13 protein-coding genes are annotated in these 19,401 nt (G+C 35.9%); 10 read left to right on the top strand and 3 right to left on the bottom strand.

Going from position 1 to position 19,401, the window contains the following annotated elements:
• Nucleotides 1-243 precede the first annotated feature (243 nt).
• The 6 genes from ILA26_RS00200 (at nucleotide 244) to mtrH (ending at nucleotide 6,512) form a co-directional block, all read left to right on the top strand.
• Nucleotides 244-2,244 carry a minichromosome maintenance protein MCM gene (locus ILA26_RS00200; protein WP_292892808.1) on the top strand — a complete coding sequence of 667 codons (2,001 nt, stop codon included), beginning with the start codon at nucleotides 244-246 and terminating at the stop codon, nucleotides 2,242-2,244.
• 131 nt (nucleotides 2,245-2,375) lie between these two features.
• A complete protein-coding gene (locus ILA26_RS00195) occupies nucleotides 2,376-2,783 on the top strand; it encodes a translation initiation factor IF-2 subunit beta (RefSeq protein ID WP_292761075.1) in 408 nt (135 codons plus the stop codon).
• Between the two features lie 34 nt (nucleotides 2,784-2,817).
• Nucleotides 2,818-3,861 carry an NMD3-related protein gene (locus ILA26_RS00190; protein WP_292892806.1) on the top strand — a complete coding sequence of 348 codons (1,044 nt, stop codon included), beginning with the start codon at nucleotides 2,818-2,820 and terminating at the stop codon, nucleotides 3,859-3,861.
• 8 nt (nucleotides 3,862-3,869) lie between these two features.
• Nucleotides 3,870-4,832, top strand: coding sequence for a tyrosine--tRNA ligase (locus tag ILA26_RS00185; protein WP_292892804.1), 963 nt, complete (start codon nucleotides 3,870-3,872; stop codon nucleotides 4,830-4,832).
• Complete coding sequence (locus ILA26_RS00180; RefSeq protein ID WP_292892802.1) at nucleotides 4,832-5,044, top strand: hypothetical protein; 213 nt, start codon at nucleotides 4,832-4,834, stop codon at nucleotides 5,042-5,044. The genes ILA26_RS00185 and ILA26_RS00180 overlap by 1 nt, the downstream gene beginning before the upstream one ends.
• Before the next feature lie 529 nt (nucleotides 5,045-5,573).
• Nucleotides 5,574-6,512: a tetrahydromethanopterin S-methyltransferase subunit H gene (gene mtrH, locus ILA26_RS00175; protein ID WP_292892800.1), complete on the top strand. Its 939-nt coding sequence runs from the start codon at nucleotides 5,574-5,576 to the stop codon at nucleotides 6,510-6,512.
• 185 nt (nucleotides 6,513-6,697) lie between these two features.
• Here the strand turns inward: mtrH and tmk are convergent, their stop codons facing one another.
• A complete protein-coding gene (tmk, locus tag ILA26_RS00170) occupies nucleotides 6,698-7,276 on the bottom strand; it encodes a dTMP kinase (RefSeq protein WP_292892798.1) in 579 nt (192 codons plus the stop codon).
• A gap of 81 nt (nucleotides 7,277-7,357) precedes the next feature.
• Between tmk and ILA26_RS00165 the strand changes: the two genes are divergently transcribed.
• From ILA26_RS00165 to ILA26_RS00150, 4 genes are read left to right on the top strand one after another with little or no spacing between them, the layout of a single operon-like run.
• Nucleotides 7,358-9,859 (top strand): U32 family peptidase, encoded by a 2,502-nt coding sequence (locus ILA26_RS00165; RefSeq protein WP_292892796.1) that lies wholly within the window; start codon nucleotides 7,358-7,360, stop codon nucleotides 9,857-9,859.
• Nucleotides 9,846-12,260, top strand: coding sequence for a U32 family peptidase (locus ILA26_RS00160; protein WP_292892794.1), 2,415 nt, complete (start codon nucleotides 9,846-9,848; stop codon nucleotides 12,258-12,260). The genes ILA26_RS00165 and ILA26_RS00160 overlap by 14 nt, the downstream gene beginning before the upstream one ends.
• Before the next feature lie 55 nt (nucleotides 12,261-12,315).
• Nucleotides 12,316-14,265, top strand: a complete 1,950-nt coding sequence (locus tag ILA26_RS00155; protein ID WP_292892810.1) for a helix-hairpin-helix domain-containing protein — start codon at nucleotides 12,316-12,318, stop codon at nucleotides 14,263-14,265.
• Between the two features lie 34 nt (nucleotides 14,266-14,299).
• Complete coding sequence (locus ILA26_RS00150) at nucleotides 14,300-15,952, top strand: AarF/ABC1/UbiB kinase family protein (protein WP_292892792.1); 1,653 nt, start codon at nucleotides 14,300-14,302, stop codon at nucleotides 15,950-15,952.
• A gap of 150 nt (nucleotides 15,953-16,102) precedes the next feature.
• Here ILA26_RS00150 and ILA26_RS00145 read toward each other — a convergent pair whose 3' ends face one another.
• Entirely contained in the window at nucleotides 16,103-18,394 is a 2,292-nt protein-coding gene (locus ILA26_RS00145) for an ABC transporter permease (protein ID WP_292892790.1), read from the bottom strand.
• Between the two features lie 4 nt (nucleotides 18,395-18,398).
• Entirely contained in the window at nucleotides 18,399-19,103 is a 705-nt protein-coding gene (locus tag ILA26_RS00140; RefSeq protein WP_292892788.1) for an ABC transporter ATP-binding protein, read from the bottom strand.
• Nucleotides 19,104-19,401: the final 298 nt, after the last annotated feature.

The following is a 19,401-nucleotide window of genomic DNA, read 5'->3' as shown; positions in this document are numbered from 1 at the left end:
TTCCAGATGAAACCATACTGTATCCGACATATGCAACAACAATGATTGTAGCGACCACCATGATAATTCCAACGACAGAAATTAACATAGAAGTGGATTTAAATAAGCTTAATCTTGATTTTCTCATATTAACCTCAATAATAAAAATTATAGATAGTATTATATTAATTTAAGTATATTAATGTTACTTATCAAATGCTCTTAGGCAATATTTTTTAAGTATAAAAAATTAATATTATGACAATGAACTCTACTAATAAAACACAAACATCAACTGCAAAATTCGAAGAATTTTTTGCAACATCATACAAAGATGATGTATTCAAAATACTTGAAAAATACCCTGATGAGCGATCATTGAGTGTTAATTATCAGTCATTGGAAATGTTTGATCCAGACTTGGCAGATTTATTAATTGAAAAACCTGAAGAAGTTATTGCTGCCGCACAAGTTGCGATTAAAAACATTGACCCATTGGTAAAGGACGCTGACATCAACATCAGATTCGAGAATCTGACCAATGTAATTCAATTAAAGGACTTATTGAGTAAATACATTGGAACATTTGTCGCTGCAGACGGTATTGTAAGGAAAACTGATGAAATCAGACCTCGTATTGAAACCGGTGTTTTTGAATGTAGAGGATGTATGAGATTACACGAGGTAGAGCAAACATCATCAAATACAATTATAGAACCTTCACTTTGTAGCGAATGTGGTGGAAGATCATTCAGATTGCTCCAAGAGGAATCAAAATACATCGATACACAAACCGCTAGAATGCAAGAACCTCTGGAAAACCTATCCGGAGGAACAGAACCTAAGCAAATGTTGATGATTTTAGAAGACGATTTGGTCGATCAGCTAAATCCAGGAGACAAGGTAAGAATTACCGGAACCTTAAAAACATTTAGAGAAGAGAGAAGCGGCAAATTTAAAAATTATATTTATGTAAACCATATAGAACCTCTGGAACAGGAATTTGAGGAATTGCAACTTTCTGAAGAGGACGAAGAAAAGATTATTGAATTATCACAAGACCCCCATATTCACGATAAAATTATCAGGTCAACCGCTCCATCAATTAGAGGATATCCTAACGTTAAGGAAGCTATCGCATTGCAATTGTTTGGAGGAGCATCCAAACAGCTTGAAGATGAAACCAAACTGAGAGGAGATATCCACATTTTGATTGTTGGGGACCCTGGTATCGGTAAGTCCCAGATATTGAAATACGTTTCAAGGCTTGCTCCAAGAAGTATCTATACAAGTGGTAAAGGTACAAGTGGTGCAGGTTTGACTGCAGCAGCAGTAAGGGACGAACTTGGCGGATGGTCTCTAGAAGCAGGTGCATTAGTACTTGGGGACCAAGGTAACGTATGTGTTGACGAATTGGACAAAATGAGGTCAGAAGACCGTTCAGCGCTTCACGAAGCATTGGAACAACAAACTGTAAGTATTGCAAAGGCAGGAATTATGGCAACATTGAATTCAAGATGTTCAGTTCTTGCAGCGGCAAACCCTAAATTCGGTAGATTTGACAGGTACAAAGTATTAGCAGAACAAATTGACCTGCCAGCACCTATTATTTCTCGTTTCGATTTAATTTTTGTAATTGAAGACAAACCAAGTAAGGAAGGAGATGCAAAATTAGCAGACCACATTTTAAAAATACACCAAGAAAATACCGTTGAATATGAGATAGAACCTGAATTACTTAGAAAATACATTGCATATGCTCGTAAGAACGTAAATCCTCACTTAAGTGATGGTGCTATCGAAGTTCTAAAAGAATTTTATGTAAGCACCAGGAACAGCAATCCAGAAGAGCAAGGCCCAGTTCCAATCACTGCAAGGCAATTAGAGGCAATTATTCGTTTGTCTGAAGCAAGTGCTAAAATCAAACTTAAAGACACCGTTGATAAGGAAGACGCAGAAAGGGCTGTCAGATTACAAAGGGCTTGTCTTTTAGAAATTGGTGTTGATCCAGAAACCGGTGAAATCGATGCAGATATCGTCAGCGGAGGAACACCAAAATCAGACAGGGATAAGATTCAAACAGTTACTGAAGAAATTAAACGTCTCCAAGAGGAATATGCTGGAAATGCTCCATTGAATGTTTTAATCTCAAATATGGCAGACAATTTCGGAGTCAGCGAAGATAAAACAGAACAAATCGTTAGAAATCTTGTTCAAAAAGGAGTCATATATCAGCCAACAACTGGATACTTCAGAATAGCTTAACTCCCTCTTCACCTTTTTTTATTTTTTCACAACACTTAACCCAAAACCATCCCATTAACAATACATTAATAAATGATTAAAACTAAATTTAATATATTATACTTATACTGATTTTATAAGGAGAGATAATTATGGATAAATATGAAGATTTATTAGAAAGAGCAATAGACCAATTACCTCCTGAAGTATTTGAACACAAAAGATTCAAAATTCCTAAAGCTTATTCAGATATCCAAGGTAATAGAACATTCATCAAAAACTTTAAAGATGTGTCAGAAGGTTTAAACAGAGACCCTCAACACTTATTAAAATTCTTGATGAGAGAATTAGGTACTGCAGGAAACATCGAAGGTCAAAGAGCAATCTTACAAGGTAAATTCACCCACTACCTAATCAACGAAAGAATCGAAGATTATGTGGACAAATACGTAATTTGCCACGAATGTAACAGACCAGATACAAGAATTATCAGAGAAGGTAGAATATTCTTACTTAAATGTGCTGCATGCGGTGCTACAGCACCTTTAAAATCATTATAATCTTACCTTTTTTTACTTATTTTTTACTGATATCATGTTTTGTCCAGAGTGCGGAAGTACAGATAAGGAAATGGTTGGAGACATCTGTATAGACTGTTTTTTAAAAGAATTTGAAATGATCGAACTTCCAAAAAGAATTGAAGTTCAAATCTGCAGCCATTGTAATAGTAAACTTGAAGAAGGCAAATGGAGTGAGGAGTTCATTCCTGAAGAAGAAATAATCTACCGCGCACTCGAAAGAAACATCAAGATAGCTGATGAAGTGTCAAATGAAATAATCAATCTTGAAATTGACCAAATCAAAGGTACAATAGCCAGTTGTTATGTTGAAATTGTTGGAGAAGTTCATGGAGCGCAAATAGAGGAAACTAAGGAATGCGAAGTCAAGATTTTAAAAACAGTTTGTCCAACATGCAGTAAAATTCAATCTGGTTATTACGAATCTGTAATACAATTCAGAGCAGACAATCGTGAAATAAAACCTGAAGAATATGAAAAAGCCGAAGAGATTGTTGAAAGAACCTTAATCAAGCAATCCAAAAAGGACAAGCTGGCATACTGCCCTCAAATTGCAAGGCTAAAAGAGGGTCACGACTATTACATCGGATCTCTAAAATCCGGAAAGAAAGTTGCAGAAGCATTGACCGAAGAGTTCGGTGGAATAATCAAGGAATCCCCAAGACTAATAAGTGAGGACAAATCCACCGGAAAGGGACTTTACCGTATTTGGATTTCCGTTAGAATTCCTGAATTCGAAGTTAATGACTTCGTCAAATATGATGAAAAAATCATTAGAGTAACCAGCATAGGCAAGAACAGTGTTGTTGGCCAGGAGCTGTCCAATGATAAAAAGCACAACATTCCAATGAAGAACATGGAAGACATCAAGCTTGTTAAGAAATCTTCAGAGATTGAGACAACAACAATCATTTCAAAATCACCAAGCATCATACAGATTCTAGACCCTAGCGACTATTCCGCAGTGGATTTGGAGATGAAAGATGAATTCAAAGGATACAATATCGGTGATGAAATCAAACTTATTAAAATTGACAATTACATTTATTTAATAGACTAAGTGATAAGATGAATATCGAAGAAAAAATTCAGTTAATCGAAGAAGGAACCTTGGAAGTTATAGATACCGAAGAATTAAAGGAAGTTCTCCAAAAGGAACAACCTATAGCTTATACAGGTTATGAACCTTCAGGAAAAATCCATTTGGGACATGCAGTAACTGTACAAAAATTAAAACAATTACAAAAGTTAGGTTTTAAAATCAAAATCCTCTTGGCAGATTACCACGCATTTTTAAATGGAAAAGGAACTGTTGAAGAAATTGCAAAAACTGCTGAATACAACAAAAAATGTTTCCAGGCTCTTGGTCTTGATGAAACAACCGAATTCGTTTACGGTTCATCATTCCAATTAGAACCAGATTATACTGATAAAGTTTATAAATTAGCTACCATGACTACCTTGAAAAGAGCAAGAAGAAGTATGGATCAGGTAAGTCGTGCGGATGACAATCCAAAAGTAGCTAGCGTAATTTATCCAATCATGCAAACCGTCGACATGGCTGCACTTGAAGTGGACATTGCACTCGGTGGAATGGAACAAAGGAAAATCCAAATGTTAGCTCGTGAAAACCTTGAAAAAATTGGAGAAAACGTTCCTGTTTGTATCCACACCCCACTATTGCACGGTCTTGACGGGGATGCTAAAATGTCCTCAAGTAAAGGAAACTACATTGCAGTAGATGATTCCGTTGAAGAGATTTCTAAAAAAATCAATAAGAGTTACTGCCCACAAGGAGAAGTTGAAGGCAACCCTATGATTGAAATTGCAGAGACCTTCGTTTATCCTAATCAAGAGAAATTACTCATAAAAAGACCTGAAAAATTCGGTGGCGACATTGAGCTTACCCATGATGAATTAATCAAGGACTTCAGTGAGGGCAATTTACATCCAATGGACTTGAAAAATGGAATCAAAGACTTCTTAATTGAGTTCTTTGCACCAGTTAGAGAATACATGGAGGAAAATTGATGAATGAAGAAAAACAAGAATTTGAAATGGGTTTGCCAAACGGTGTTGGCGAGCAGATGCTTGCTCATGCATTCGAAAAATTCGACATCAAATTGGAACAAACAGAGTTTGGTCCTAAAATCATCGGAGAATATGATGAGTTAGTAAAAACAAGAGAATTTTTAGAGAATGCCATTCGTGAAAGACTAGAAGAACTTGAAGGGAAAAAATAATTTTTCCTATTTTCAAATCTTTTCCTTTTTTATTTTTTTATTACATGCAATCTGATTTTTTATTATTTTTTAGATGCTCATATTGTCACTTATTTTTTACATATGGAAATTACTTGTATATTACTCAAAAAATTAAACCTTAAATGGATTTATACTCCTTAAAACAATACTAAAATAATTATTTTTAATATATCTAATTAAATTTAAAATATTTTTTAAACATCATGATTAAATATGAGTAATTAATTATTTTACATATTTATCGAGATATTTATGAGTTAAAAAGAATAATGCATTATTTTCAATTTATATTTATAAAAATTAAGTTTTAATTAATATATTGACTGTACAATTCTTATTTTAAAAATTTAAACAATAAATTAATATTATTTAAAATAATTTAAAATAATTTAAAAATTTATAGTTAGTTTTAAATATAATCAAATGGAATATATTTATGGCTTAACCTTTAATTTTTATCAAGTAAAAATTAAAAAAGTTAGGCCGAAATAAAAAGAGGTTTAATTAAATGTTTAAATTTGATAAAGAACAAGAAGTTTTTGACTTCGCAGGAGTCAAAATGGGTGGACAACCGGGAGAATACCCTACCGTATTGGCAGGAACTATTTTCTACGGAGGACACAACATTCTTAATGATGAATTAACAGGAGACTTCGACAAAGCTAGAGCTGAACAATTAATCAATGATATGGCATCTATTTCCGATGTAACCGGTAACCCATACATTGTACAAGTTTTCGGACAAACTGTTGAAGCACTTCCTAAATATATCGAATATGTGGGGGACATTTGTGATGCTCCTTTCCTTATAGATTCCACATCCGGTGACGCAAGAGTTGCTGGTGCACAGTACGCTGATGAAACCGGATTAACCGAAAGAGCAATTTATAACTCAATTAACATGGCAGCAGACAAATCCGAATTGGATGCACTTGCTGAAACCGACATTTCCGCTTCCATCATCTTAGGATTCAACCCAATGAATGCTACAGTTGAAGGAAAAATGAACATGTGGGAAAACGGTGACGACGGCGCATACGAAAAAGGTTTACTTGAAGTTGCTGCTGAATGTGGTATCGACAAGTTCATGATGGATACCGCTGTAACTCCTTTAGGTCAAGGTGCAGGTATCGCTGCTAGAACATCCTTTGCTGAAAAAGCAAAATGGGGATATCCAGTAGGATCAGGTATTCACAACGTACCGTCCGCATGGGATTGGTTAAGAGACTACAAAAAAGCAGGAAACAAAACTGCATTCACTGTTTGTGACATTGGAGCAAACATTGTGCAAGTTATGTGTGCTGGAGACTTCGTTTTATTTGGACCTATTGAAAACGCAGACATTGCATTCCCTGCAGTAGCTCAAACTGACATGTTCATTTCTGAAGCTGCAAAACCTTTAGGAACCGAACCTGTTGAAGTTCACCCAATGAATAAATTGTTATAAAATCATTTGTTAATGCATTTTCAAACCTCAATGTCGATTTGTTCTTGATATCATTATGATATCGCAAATCTTAAACATTAATCCAAAAATACCGAATTAGCGCTGGGACACCCGAAACACAACCCAGCGCTTTTTAAAAAAAAAAATCATCACAAAAAAAATTAGTTAAATAAAAAAAAATAAGATTATAAAATACAGTCAGGACATATTCCAAGATATGGTGCAACTGCTTTTTTAATGTCTGAAGAAACCTTATTTACACCGTTATTTGCATCAATGATTTCATGAGTGTAATTTTCAGCCAATCTCAGATAATTCTCTTTAACTCCAGTCAAAAATTCCTCATTTTCAAAGGTATCTTCACCGGAAGTTCTCGCAACAGATGTTTTAACATCCAAATCCATCAATATCAGCAAATCCGGCTTTTTGGCATATCTGTTTAAAACCTCAATCCATTCAGCAGGCTCCTGATAAGCCAAAGAAGAGATGAATGATCTGTCTGAAATGATAATCTTAGACTCATCTTCCAATTTGTCCATTATCAACATGCGATCCGCTGCAAAAAGCAAGCCCAATGTCTTTTGAACCCTGTCAGTCATTGCGTCAGGACGTTGCAAAATTTTGCGGATTAACTTTCCAACCTCAGAATCAGTAGGTTCAACCAATGTTTCAACCCTGAAACCATTAGCTTCCAGCCATTCCTTCAATCGTTGAATCTGGGTTGATTTACCCGCACCGTCAATTCCTTCGAATACTATATACATAAAATAGAATATGTTTTAATTTAATATATAATTAATTACAAAAGTTTAAATGAATAAATCAAATCAAGGTGTATTTAAAAAATGGTTTTAGAAGAATTATTAGCCCCAGCGGGCTCTTATGATGTATTGGTGGTTGCAATCAATGCAGGTGCCGATGCAGTTTACATTGCAGGACAGCAATATGGAGCTAGAGCATATGCTAAAAACTTCACAATGGAAGAGATAGAAAAAGCAGTTAATTATGCTCACCTAAACGGAAGCAAGGTCCATGTAACGGTAAACACACTGGTGAACAATTTCGAGATTGTTGACGTGTTAAAATATCTGTTCAAGTTGTACCAGATTGGAGTGGACGCAGTCATCGTGCAGGATTTCGGACTTATCTGGCTTTTGAAAACATTCATTCCCGACCTGGAGGTTCACGCATCCACACAGATGGGACTGAACAACTATTCCTCATTCAAATGGGCGAATAAGAACAACATCAAGAGAGTCGTCCTTCCGAGGGAAGTCAACATCACCCAGATTAAGGAAACCCACAACATGCTCCAAAAGGACAACATTGACATGGACATTGAAGTGTTCGGACATGGTGCGCTATGCTATTGTGTAAGCGGAAAGTGCTACATCTCATCATACAACAGCGGAAGAAGCGGAAACCGTGGAGCATGTGCACAACCATGCAGAAGAGAATACCGATTGAAATACAGGGGATACAACATAGGAAACGGATATCTCCTATCCACACACGATCTTGCAACATATAACCATTTGACTGAGATTTCAGATGCGGGAGTCAAGTCATTGAAGCTTGAAGGCAGAATGAAATCCAAGGACTACATCGGAACCATTGTGAACAGTTACAGAAACCTCATTGACGGCAATCCCGGAGACTATAAAAAAGATTTACACCTTGTTTTTAACCGCCAGTTCACTGACGGATACATGATGGGAGATAAACCCGGAGAAGTAATGGGAAGAGGCCATTCAGGACATGAAGGACTGTACATTGGAGACATTGTAGACATTGACGGCACAAAAGTCACAATTGAAGTAAAAAACCATGAGATTCCAGTGATTTTAGAGCCCGGAGACGGAATAGCCTTCAAATATAACGGCAAAATCAAGGGAATATACCTTGAAAACATCATAAAGCAGGACGAAAACGAGATTGTTATAGACACAACCCGTCTTGTCAAGGTCGGAACCGAGGTTTTCATAAGCTATTCAAAGTCAACTCACGAATACTTGAAGCAATTCGAAAAGGAAAACATCAAAAACAACATCGGACTTAACCTTTCACTGACTTGGGATGAAAACCTGAACCTTTTCACCAAAGTGGAATACCATGTCGACGACGAGCTGATAAACTTCAGGCATAAAACATTGGACAAATTCGAAAAGGCCAAAAACAAGCCTTTGACTGAAGAAGTCATTGAAAAGCAGCTCAGTAAGACAGGACAGACACCATTCTATATTGACAACATCCTCTTCAACAACATGCCTACTGACATCTTCGTGCCAATCCGTGAAATCAACCAGATAAGACGTGAAATATTGGACAAGGCAACAGAATTGCTAATGAACCATTACACCCCAACCAAAAAGGCAGTGAAGCAAGTCAGAAAGGATCTGACCAAATTCATTGAAGATTACAATAATGCAAAACCTAAAAACAAAAAGAAAACACCGAAACTGTCCATATTCATTGATGACCTGTCACAATTAAAGGCAGCGTCAGGATTTGACCTTAAAAGAATTTACTTTGACGGCAACTGCCACTACAACAATCCTGACGACTATTTTGCAAACATAAAGGAAACCCTTAAGAAAGGAAGCCTAATGGCATCCCCAACCGAATTCGTATGGGTTTTATCATCATTCATATCCCAAGAAGATGCAGTGAAATGCAATGAGATTGTCAAGGAGCTTGAAAATGAAGGAATCATAATCTCAATAATGGGGGATTTCCCTGGCATGAGCGACATATTCGATTGCCCTATTTATGGAAATCACAACCTGAATGTATGGAACAGCTTCTGCGTCCGTGACATGAATGAGGCAGGATTCAAATCATTGATTTTATCTTCCGAACTTTCAGGTGATGAAATAAAGGAACTTGTCGCCAGAAATCATGACAGAAACATAGATTTGGAAATGATAGTCAATGGGAACCTTGAAGTTATTGTCAGCAAGGACGATTTCACCAACCTGAATGATGGAAAAGACTTCATCATTTCAAATGATGCGGATTATGCAATTTTGGAAGACAAGAAACGGAAAAAATTCAAGTACAAGATATTCTTCGATTACAACAGGCAAAGCCACATCATCAACAAGGATTGCCTATGCCTGATTGAGGAGATGAACGAAATTAAAGAGTTTGGCCTTGACAACTTGATTCTGGACTGCAGGTATTCCAATGAGCAGTACACAACACAAATCTTATCAATTTACAACGAAAGCCTTCAAAACAAGGATCAAGAGGAATTGAGAAAGTACAAATATCAAATCATGGATTTCTCCCAATCATACATCAACAAGGGCAATTTCATTGAGGGTAGGTTACATGAGAATTCCTGAATTGCTTGCTCCGGTCGGATCAATGGACCATTTGAGGGTTGCCATCAATGCAGGTGCCAGTTCAGTTTATCTTTCAGGGAAAAATTATGGGGCCCGCAAGTTCGCCGAAAACTTTACATTAGATGAAATACGCGAAGCAGTAAACATCGCACACATGCACAATGTAAAGGTTTACGTGACAGTTAATACAATAATCAGGGAAAGGGAACTTGAAAGCGTCATGAACTATTTGTCACACCTACATGCAATTGGAGTGGATGCAGTTTTGATTCAGGATCTGGGGCTAATTGAATTAATCAACACCCATTTGCCAAAATTAAAGATTCACGCATCAACACAGATGACAATTGAAAACCAGGCAAAGTTGGATTATATCGAAAGCAAGGGCGTCAAAAGAGTGGTCCTTCCCCGTGAAATGAGAAAAGAAGAAATCGAAAATCTAAACACAAACATGGAACTTGAAGTGTTTGCCCATGGAGCATTATGCTATTCATATTCAGGACAATGTCTGATGAGCAGTTTTAAAGGTGGAAGAAGCGGGAACAGAGGAACCTGTGCACAGCCTTGCCGCCAAAAATATAGAATAAAAGGAATCAAAAAGCATGACTACTACCTATCCCCCTGTGATTTGAGCCTATACGACAGGTTAAAGGAAATCGCAGAGATGAATATTCACTGCATCAAAATCGAAGGAAGGATGCGAAGCAAGGAATACCTGGCAGTGGTAGTGAGCAATTACAGGAAAGCTCTTAACAAGCTTAAAAGCGGAAAAACATCCAAAAGCGAGGAAATCAGTCTTGCATTCAACAGAGGATTCACCGAAGGACAGTTCATGAGCACTTCAAAAAGAAGCATCCGTTCAGGCCATATCGGTTTGAAAATCGGAAGAGTGATTAAAAGCTCCAAGAACCAGATTGCAATACGATTGAATGACTTCATCGAAACAATCCCCGAAAAGGGAGACGGACTGCTTATCGTAAAAAACAATAACGATTACGGTCTTGAGATATCACAGCCACCTATAGTGACCACACTCAACCATTTCAACAAGGGAAAAAACAAGCCTGTCAAGGACATGACCCGCAAGAACAAAGTTTTAATCATTAAAAAGGTATGGCAAAACAAGAAAAGTGATTTTAATTTAAACGAATCCGATGTATACCTGACAAAAAGGAACAGTTTAGGCAAAAAGGTTAAGGAAATTGAAAACAATGGCGAAAGCTATGTCAAATCCAAATTGATTCTGACATTCTCACTCAAAAATAAGTATCCGAAACTCAAAGGAAGGTTGACACTTGCAAACAGAAAAGAGATAGAAACAGAAGTAATTGGAAACACTGCATTTGAAAAACCACTCAAAAAGAGTGTTAGTGTTGAAACAGTCAAAAAACAGCTTTCCAAAGTCGACAACTATCCTTATGACATCACTCAGATTAACATAAATTATGACGGAACATTATTTATTCCTATAAGCAAGCTCAATGAGCTCAGAAGGAGCCTGTTTGAAAAGCTTGAGGATGAAGTCACAAACCTATACTCAAACAAGAATAAAAGAATTGTCCTGCATGAAAATGAAAATGAAAGTAAAAATGAAGAAGTCAGTTTTTCATTTTACACAAATAACCTGAAACACTTAGATGAAATTGATGGCGTCAAAAGGATTTATCTAGAGATTCCACCTCAAGACGACAGATTAGTTCTTGATGAAGAACCCTACAACATCAACTACATGGTCAACTTCCTTAAAGAGGCGATAGAAATCTCAATCGGCAAGGATTATGAACTGATTTGGAAATGGCCAGACATCACCCATGACAAGCTAATCAAGGCATTGAACAAGGTTAGGGGAATATTGAATAAGATGCATTACCCTCTTGCAATAATGAGCGCAAATTTTAACGCAGAATACGGGCCTTATTCCATGAACATAACCAACAATGCATCAATAAACAGCCTTGAGAACTACAAGATCATTACATTATCAGTGGAACTCAATGAAAGCGACTATGAGGACATAATCGCACATTGCCAACATCCAGAAAAGATTGAAATGATGGTTCAGGGATCTGTTGAGCTGATGAAAACCAGATATGATTTGCTGTATGGAAATGAAACCCGGAATTATGAGAATTACCTCATTGATAGGAACAACAGCCACTATCCAATTCACAAAAGCATTTCAAATGAGGAATTGGTCATCTTCAATGACAGTGAACTTTCACTGATTAATGAAATCAAACATCTAAAAGAGATTGGTTTTTGCAATTTCTCAATTGACGGAAGATACAAGGAAGACAACTATTATAAAATAATTGATGTTTACAAAAAAGCGTTGAATGGAATTATCAATAGAAAAGAGCTTGAAAAATACAGTCCTAAAAATACAGTTGCTAATTTTTGATTACTTTTCAAATGCTCTCGGCAAGATTTGAATATATATAATTAATATACTTTATATTTACAAAAAAGGGTTTGGTAAAATGCAAGGGGAAAGAATTACATTGCAGAATATAAAAGGAATTGGAGATAAAATCTCAGAGAAGATACTCAATAGCGTTGGGGGAGAAGACGAACTCCAAAAAATAGTTGAAAATGTGGATGTTGAAAAAATATCCTCAATTGACGGCATAAGCCAAAGAAAAGCAATTGAGATAATGAACCAACTATTGAACAATCCAGAGTATGAGTTCATAAAAAGCGACCGTGCCATGGAGCTTTATGAAGACATCATCAACAAGATTCTAGCATATTCCAACACTTCATATTCCAAAAACAGAATTCTACTGCTTTCCCCATCAAAAGACATTGCCAAAATCAATGAAAGATTAGATTTTGTAATGAATGCCAAAGACCATGTTTCCAAACTTCCAATCATCAAGCTAAGAGGATTGATGAAAAACTTAAAGGAAGTTGAAGAAGCAAAACCCGAATATGACCCCAGCAAAGTAATTCTTGTCGAAAGTGCTGAAGACAATTCCTACCTTACAGATTTGGGCCTAAACCAGTACTACCCAATCATCACAGCAAGCGATTCCCCACTTCTCCAAGAGGAGATGAGGAATTATGACCTGGTGTTCTATGTTTATTCACAGGGAATTCTTGATTTTGAAGGAATGCCGAATGTCATCATGATCAGCATTGATGACAATGACTATGAAATAGTTCCTGAAAAGATAATAAACTTTTTTATTCAAAACAAAGACTTATTCACAAGAGTTCATGAAATCCAAAAGATTAGAAATAACGATAGTGTCCTTGGAGAAATAATCCCAATCATCAATGAACTCAATATCATTGACAAAAGGGAAGTAGATATTGAAGACCTTGTCCTTTCACTTAAAGATGAGATGGATGATGAACTGGAAAAATCAATCAAACAGGTTGATCTTGAAGGAGATGAAATTCTTAACTTATTAAATAATAACTTCCCTCCAAAGATTAGCAAAATATTTGACGACATTATCAATAAAAGGAAGGAAATCATCAAGGAGAAAACAGGTATGAGTTTTGACCCATACCTCAGGACATATCCTATACAAATCGACGATAGCGAGATTGAAAGAGTAACCCTTCAACAGTCCTCCAAAAAAGAGAACGACATATTCGACATAAAAAAAACTGCTGCAATAGAATTGAACTCAATCAAACAAAAAGCAATTGAAGAAGTCAAAGATGCAATAAAATTTGACTATGAATTCAGTTTAGGTAGTTTTGCATACGAATACGGATTATGCAGGCCAGAATTCGGTGAAGAGATAAAACTAAACGGAGCACTCCATCTGGAATTGGCACTTAAAAAAGACAAGGCCCACGTCCAAAAAGTTGATTACCAATTGACAAAAGACGAAAACATTGCTCTTTTGACAGGTGCAAACAGCGGAGGTAAAACAACCCTCCTAGAAACATTAACACAAATATCAATCATGGCACAAATGGGACTTCCAGTAAGTGCAGACAATGCAGAGATAAAGCTAGTTGATGAAGTTTACCATTTCTCAAAGAAAAGATCTCTTGATGCAGGAGCATTCGAATCATTCTTAAATGTGTTCATACCAATCGTCACCACAGATAGTGAAAAGTTAGTATTACTCGATGAACTCGAAGGAATCACAGAACTTGATGCAGCTGTTAAAATCATATCCACATTCATAGATATGATTAAGGAAACAAATTCCTATGGTGTTATCGTCACTCATATGGCCAGGGAATTGATGAACTACACTGATATACGTGTAGATGGTATTGAAGCAAAAGGATTAGATGAAAACTATAATCTTATTGTGGATAGGACCCCTAAAATGAATTTCCTCGCAAAAAGTACACCCGAATTAATTTTAAAAAGAATATATGAAAAATCAGACGATGATTTAAAAGCGGTATATGCCAGAATTTTAGAAAAATTCTAAAAAAACATATACTACTTTTTACTATTTTTAAATGATGAACGTTATTCCCAATGCCAATAATGAAAACATAAAACGGCTAAATGAAATTTATAAAGTTTTAAAGAAGAATGATTTTGGATATTTGATTGAGGAAAACACTTTTTTAAAGAAATTTCCATTCCTCAGAAATTATAAAGCCGAAAAGGAAGGGCTGTTTGAAGACAAATCAGTTCCAAAAAGAATCAAAAGAGTATTGGAAGAACTGGGCCCTGCATACATTAAGTTAGGCCAGATGCTAAGTACAAGGCCTGACCTTGTTGGAATGGAAATTGCAGAAGAACTTGAAAAACTAAGGGACAACACCCCAACAACTCCTTTTGATGAAATTAAAGAAGTCATTGAAAATGAACTTGGCCAGCCAATTGAAAATGTCTATTCAAAAATTGACAAGACACCAATCGGTTCCGCATCAATAGGCCAAGTATATAAAGGCAAACTTAAAAGCACCGGCGAAGAGGTTGCAATAAAAGTTCAAAAACCGAATTCAAAAGAAATCATTGAATCCGACGTAAAGATAATGAAATTTCTGGCAGTGCAAATCGACAGGTACCTTTCCAAAAGCAAGACATTCAATCTGCCGGTTATGGTTAGTGAGTTTGAAAGGTCAATTTTTAAGGAAATCAATTACCTTGAAGAAGTAATGAATATGCAGAATCTTTATAACAACTTCAAAAGAGTTTATTACATTAAGATTCCGAAAGCATACCCACAATACTGCTCTGAAAGATTAATAACAATGGAACTGATTAAGGGAACTGAAGTTTCAGACCTTCTCAATGGAGATTATCCTGAAATTGACAAGAAGAAAATTGCAAACTACGGACTCAAGTCCTACTTCAAGCAAATAATGACAGACGGATTTTTCCATGCGGATCCCCATCCTGGAAACCTCATTGTAACAAAAGACAACAAGCTCTGCTACATCGATGAGGGGATGATGGGAATCCTGAATGACGATTTCAGAGAAAATCTAGCGGAATTAATCTTGCTTTTAATCAGTGGCAACACAAACAACATCATCAAGCAGCTAATTTACATGGACATCATCAGCCCTGCACAAAACACCTCTGATCTTAAAGCAGACATTGATGATTTGCTAAACCTGTATTATGGTGCAGAACTGAAAAACATGGACGGTGCGATGGAAGATTTGCTTAACGTAATGATTAAGAATAATGTTATCCTTCCAAAAGAATTTGTAATGATTGGACGAGGAATCGCTTTAATTGAAGATACCGGAAAAAGATTAGATCCCGAGTTCAATGCTGCTACTGAATTGAAGAAATTATCAAGAAACATAATTATTAACAAATACAAACCGGAAAGACTTGCAAAGGTAAGCTTGAATTACTTACTTCAATTGGAACACTTGGCAAAAGACTTGCCTGACACCATAAACAGTACAATTTCCAAAATCGAGGAAGGAGACATTGAAGTTAATCTAAAGCACATGGGCATAAGCGAGCTCATAAATCAATTGTCAGTAGCATTAATAATATCTGCACTGATTGTCGGATCATCACTTGCAATCCTATCAGAAAAAGGACCGTTATTATGGGGAGTTCCTGCATTAGGATTGATTGGATTCATATTTAGTGCAGTTTTAGGTGCATTTTTAGTAATTGAATACATGATAGAAAAAGAATGATTTTGAAAAAAAGAGAAACGCAATCATGTATTTAATTTAAATTTTTATCGAAAAAATAGAAAAAAGACAGATGAGTGATAAACTCATCAATCTTGAATATTTTTATTTACTTGTTTTTAACTGATTTTCAGGGACATCCTCAAAATATGATTACTCCCTTTCTTTTTTAAGGGCTTCAACCATGTCAATATTTTTGAGTTTGTTTGCAAGCAACAGGTTAACAACTGCAGATACAATAATTGTTATCAAAAAGACTATTGCAATTGTCTCTAAAGAGTAATCTGTAGGATAATAAAGTTTATTAGAATTGCTCCTGATTGCCTCCAGAACATAGTATCCTGTTGGAATCCCAATTATGAAACCTAGAATAGATATTCCCAGATATTGTGTTACAAACAATTTTCTCAAGTCATTTAACTGGAATCCTAAAACTTTCAATGTTGCCATATCCCTTTCCACTTCAGTGAACCCTAAAAGACCTAAACTGTACAATACAACAACAGCCAATAGAACCGCAAATATTAGCAGTATTGCAATAAGCAGATTTGCAGTTTGTGTGAGTTTATCCCAACTGTTTGTCAAGTCTTTATAATCGTTGACACTTCCAACACCATCAGTTTTATTGGTTACCTTTTCTTTTGTAACAATTTCTGTCGCTTTAAAGGAAATGTTGTTCTTTTCAGCAAAGTGTGAGGAAATTGTAATTCCCTGAACTGAAGGATCTCCATAAATGGCATCAACTGTAGAGTTAATCCATGTCTCATTACCATACAAGTGCCATGTTATCTTATCCCCAACACTTAAACCAAATAGGTCAGCAGTTTTTGCGGAAATGGCAACACCATCCTCCGGCAACGTCATTTTATGCCTATCCTTATCAGTCGGAGTAATCAACGGAGACTTATCATGAATCGTCAGCACTTGTGTCATTTTATGACCATTGGCCCGAATTTGAATTGATTTTGTCATTACTGGAGTACCATTAACATCATCAATTATTGAATCTATCTGTGACTGGGAAGCATTATCCTGAAGAACAAGCTGTGTTTCATAGTGATTTATGTCATCATATTTCCAGGTTTTCAAGTCATGAACCCCATCATGCATACCAAATGCAGAGACAAGAAGCACAGTACAACCAATTACACCGAATAGTGTAATCACTGTCCTTAATTTGTTTCTGTTGACATCCCTAATATTCCATCTAAGGTTAAATCCTAATTTGTTCCATATTCTAGTATTTTCAATGAATCCTAACTTATTTACTTTAGGAGGCTTTGCCTTCAGAGTTGCTGAAGGAGATTCTTTCATAATGCTTGAAACCGCATGATATGAACATATCAAAGAACCTACAACAATCAAAAGAGCCGCTAAAATGAAAGTCCAGTTGAATCCCGGATTCCAGCAAGGCAATGTATAATATGACTGCATGGTGCCGACAAAAATGTACGGTATCGTATTGTGGCCCACTATTATTCCCAGGATACTACCGAGCAATGTCAAGATGAAACCATACGACAGATAATGGATTATCAGCGATTTATTTTCGAATCCTATTGCTTTTAATGTTCCAATTTGTGTTCTTTGATGGTTAACAATACGTGTCATTGTAGTCAAAAGAATCAAGAGTGCTACGACAACAAAAATGATTGGAAACATTACGGCGAGAATTAAATGCTGATTGATTTCATCCTGTATCTGACTGTCACTAGGACTGTCATGTCTAGGCATGAAAGATGAGGCTTTTATAAAGTTACTATAATTCTTATCTTCAAGCATTGCACGTGTATGACTATAATAGTCATCAATAGACTCATTAGTGGTCATCAACATCTTGTTGTGAGGCATGTCTTCGCCAGGATATGCCTTTTCTGACAGGTATCCGAATCCTTGGTATTTGAAATCTGCAATCAAACCACTTTCAGGCTGTTCATAAACGTAATCCGGAGAGTATCCAAGTCCACGGATTGTCTTGTTCATTGTAATTCCATTAAAGTTTACGGAAATATTGTCCCCTACGGTTAAGTTTTTCGCCTCAGCAAATCTTGCATCCAACCAAATTCCATCAGCATCACTGAAGTTAATCTTTTCCCCTTTAACAGGATAATATTTAGAGATATTGTTTTTCGCTAAAAAATGCAGTGTCACTGTGGGCTCATCCTTTAAATCGGCTATCGATTTTACAACAAATTGTGGTTCAACATCTGTTGTGGAACTTAGATTCTTAAAGTCACTAACAACCGTGTCATTGAACTCAGGACCAAGCACATAGGCGTCTGCAACATTAGTTTCCTCATAATAATTATGGAGGTTGTCCTGCAGACCCTGAACTTCAGATCCAATTCCTGCAAATGCAAGCAGTGTGATGAATGACATTAGAAAAATGGCAATGAACTGCATCTTATTTTCCTTCATGTCACGAAGCATCTTCTTGAATAACATCAAATCACCAGTTTATTGCATCCACAGACTGAGGAGTCTCATTTTCTTCAATATATTCAACTTGACCGTTTTTAATGTGAATTACTTTGTTTGCAACTTTTGCAAATTCGCTGTTGTGTGTTACTATAATCACTGTTGTATTTTCACGTTCACATAAATCAATCAACAATTCGATAATGACCCTTCCAGTGTTGGAATCAAGTGCTCCTGTAGGCTCGTCGCACAAAAGCATCTTTGGATTTTTAGCAATTGCCCTTGCAATGGACACCCTTTGCTGTTCCCCACCGGAAAGTTCTGATGGAAACTTATTGACATGCTGGGCCAATCCAACTTGAGCCAAAATCTCTTTTCCATCAATGTTTTCATCAACAATATCATTTAAAATCTCAATATTCTCACATGCGGTTAAGTTTGGAATCAAGTTATAGAATTGAAATATAAATCCAATCTCCTTCGCCCTATAATGTGTGAGCTTTTTATCAGAAAATGAAACAATGTTTTCACCACCGATAATTATCTCACCGCTAGATGCTTTATCCAGACCACCTAAAAGATTAAGAAGGGTTGACTTTCCACTTCCTGACGGTCCAAGAATAACCACAAGTTCCCCCTTATTTATTGTAAAATTAAGGTTATTTGCTGCTTTAACTACCAAGTTTCCAGTTTTATATTCCTTGGAAACGTTTTTAAGCTCTATTAATGTATTCATAACTAAAACCTATTAATAATATATATACATAATAAATATATATTACATTATATTTAATTATTATCAATATAGAATTAATAAAATACTTAAAAATTGAACAGATAATGAAAAAATAGTTTTGAATATTTTTGCAAAAAAAATTTTCAGTTTAAAATTATCAATGTCGTCAACTTAATTTTTGATTTCATGTTTTTTCCTGGTTTTTATGTTGGTTTGTAGTTGATGTTGAATTTTCGTTGTTTTTTCTTGTTTCTGGTTGTTGTTGGATTTTTGATGTCTTTGTTTGGCGATTGTGTGC

The sequence above is a fragment of the Methanobrevibacter sp. genome (assembly GCF_017940815.1).
Taxonomy (GTDB): domain Archaea; phylum Methanobacteriota; class Methanobacteria; order Methanobacteriales; family Methanobacteriaceae; genus Methanocatella.
Note: the sequence above shows the minus strand (reverse complement) of the source record. Positions and strands in the feature narration are given on the sequence as shown.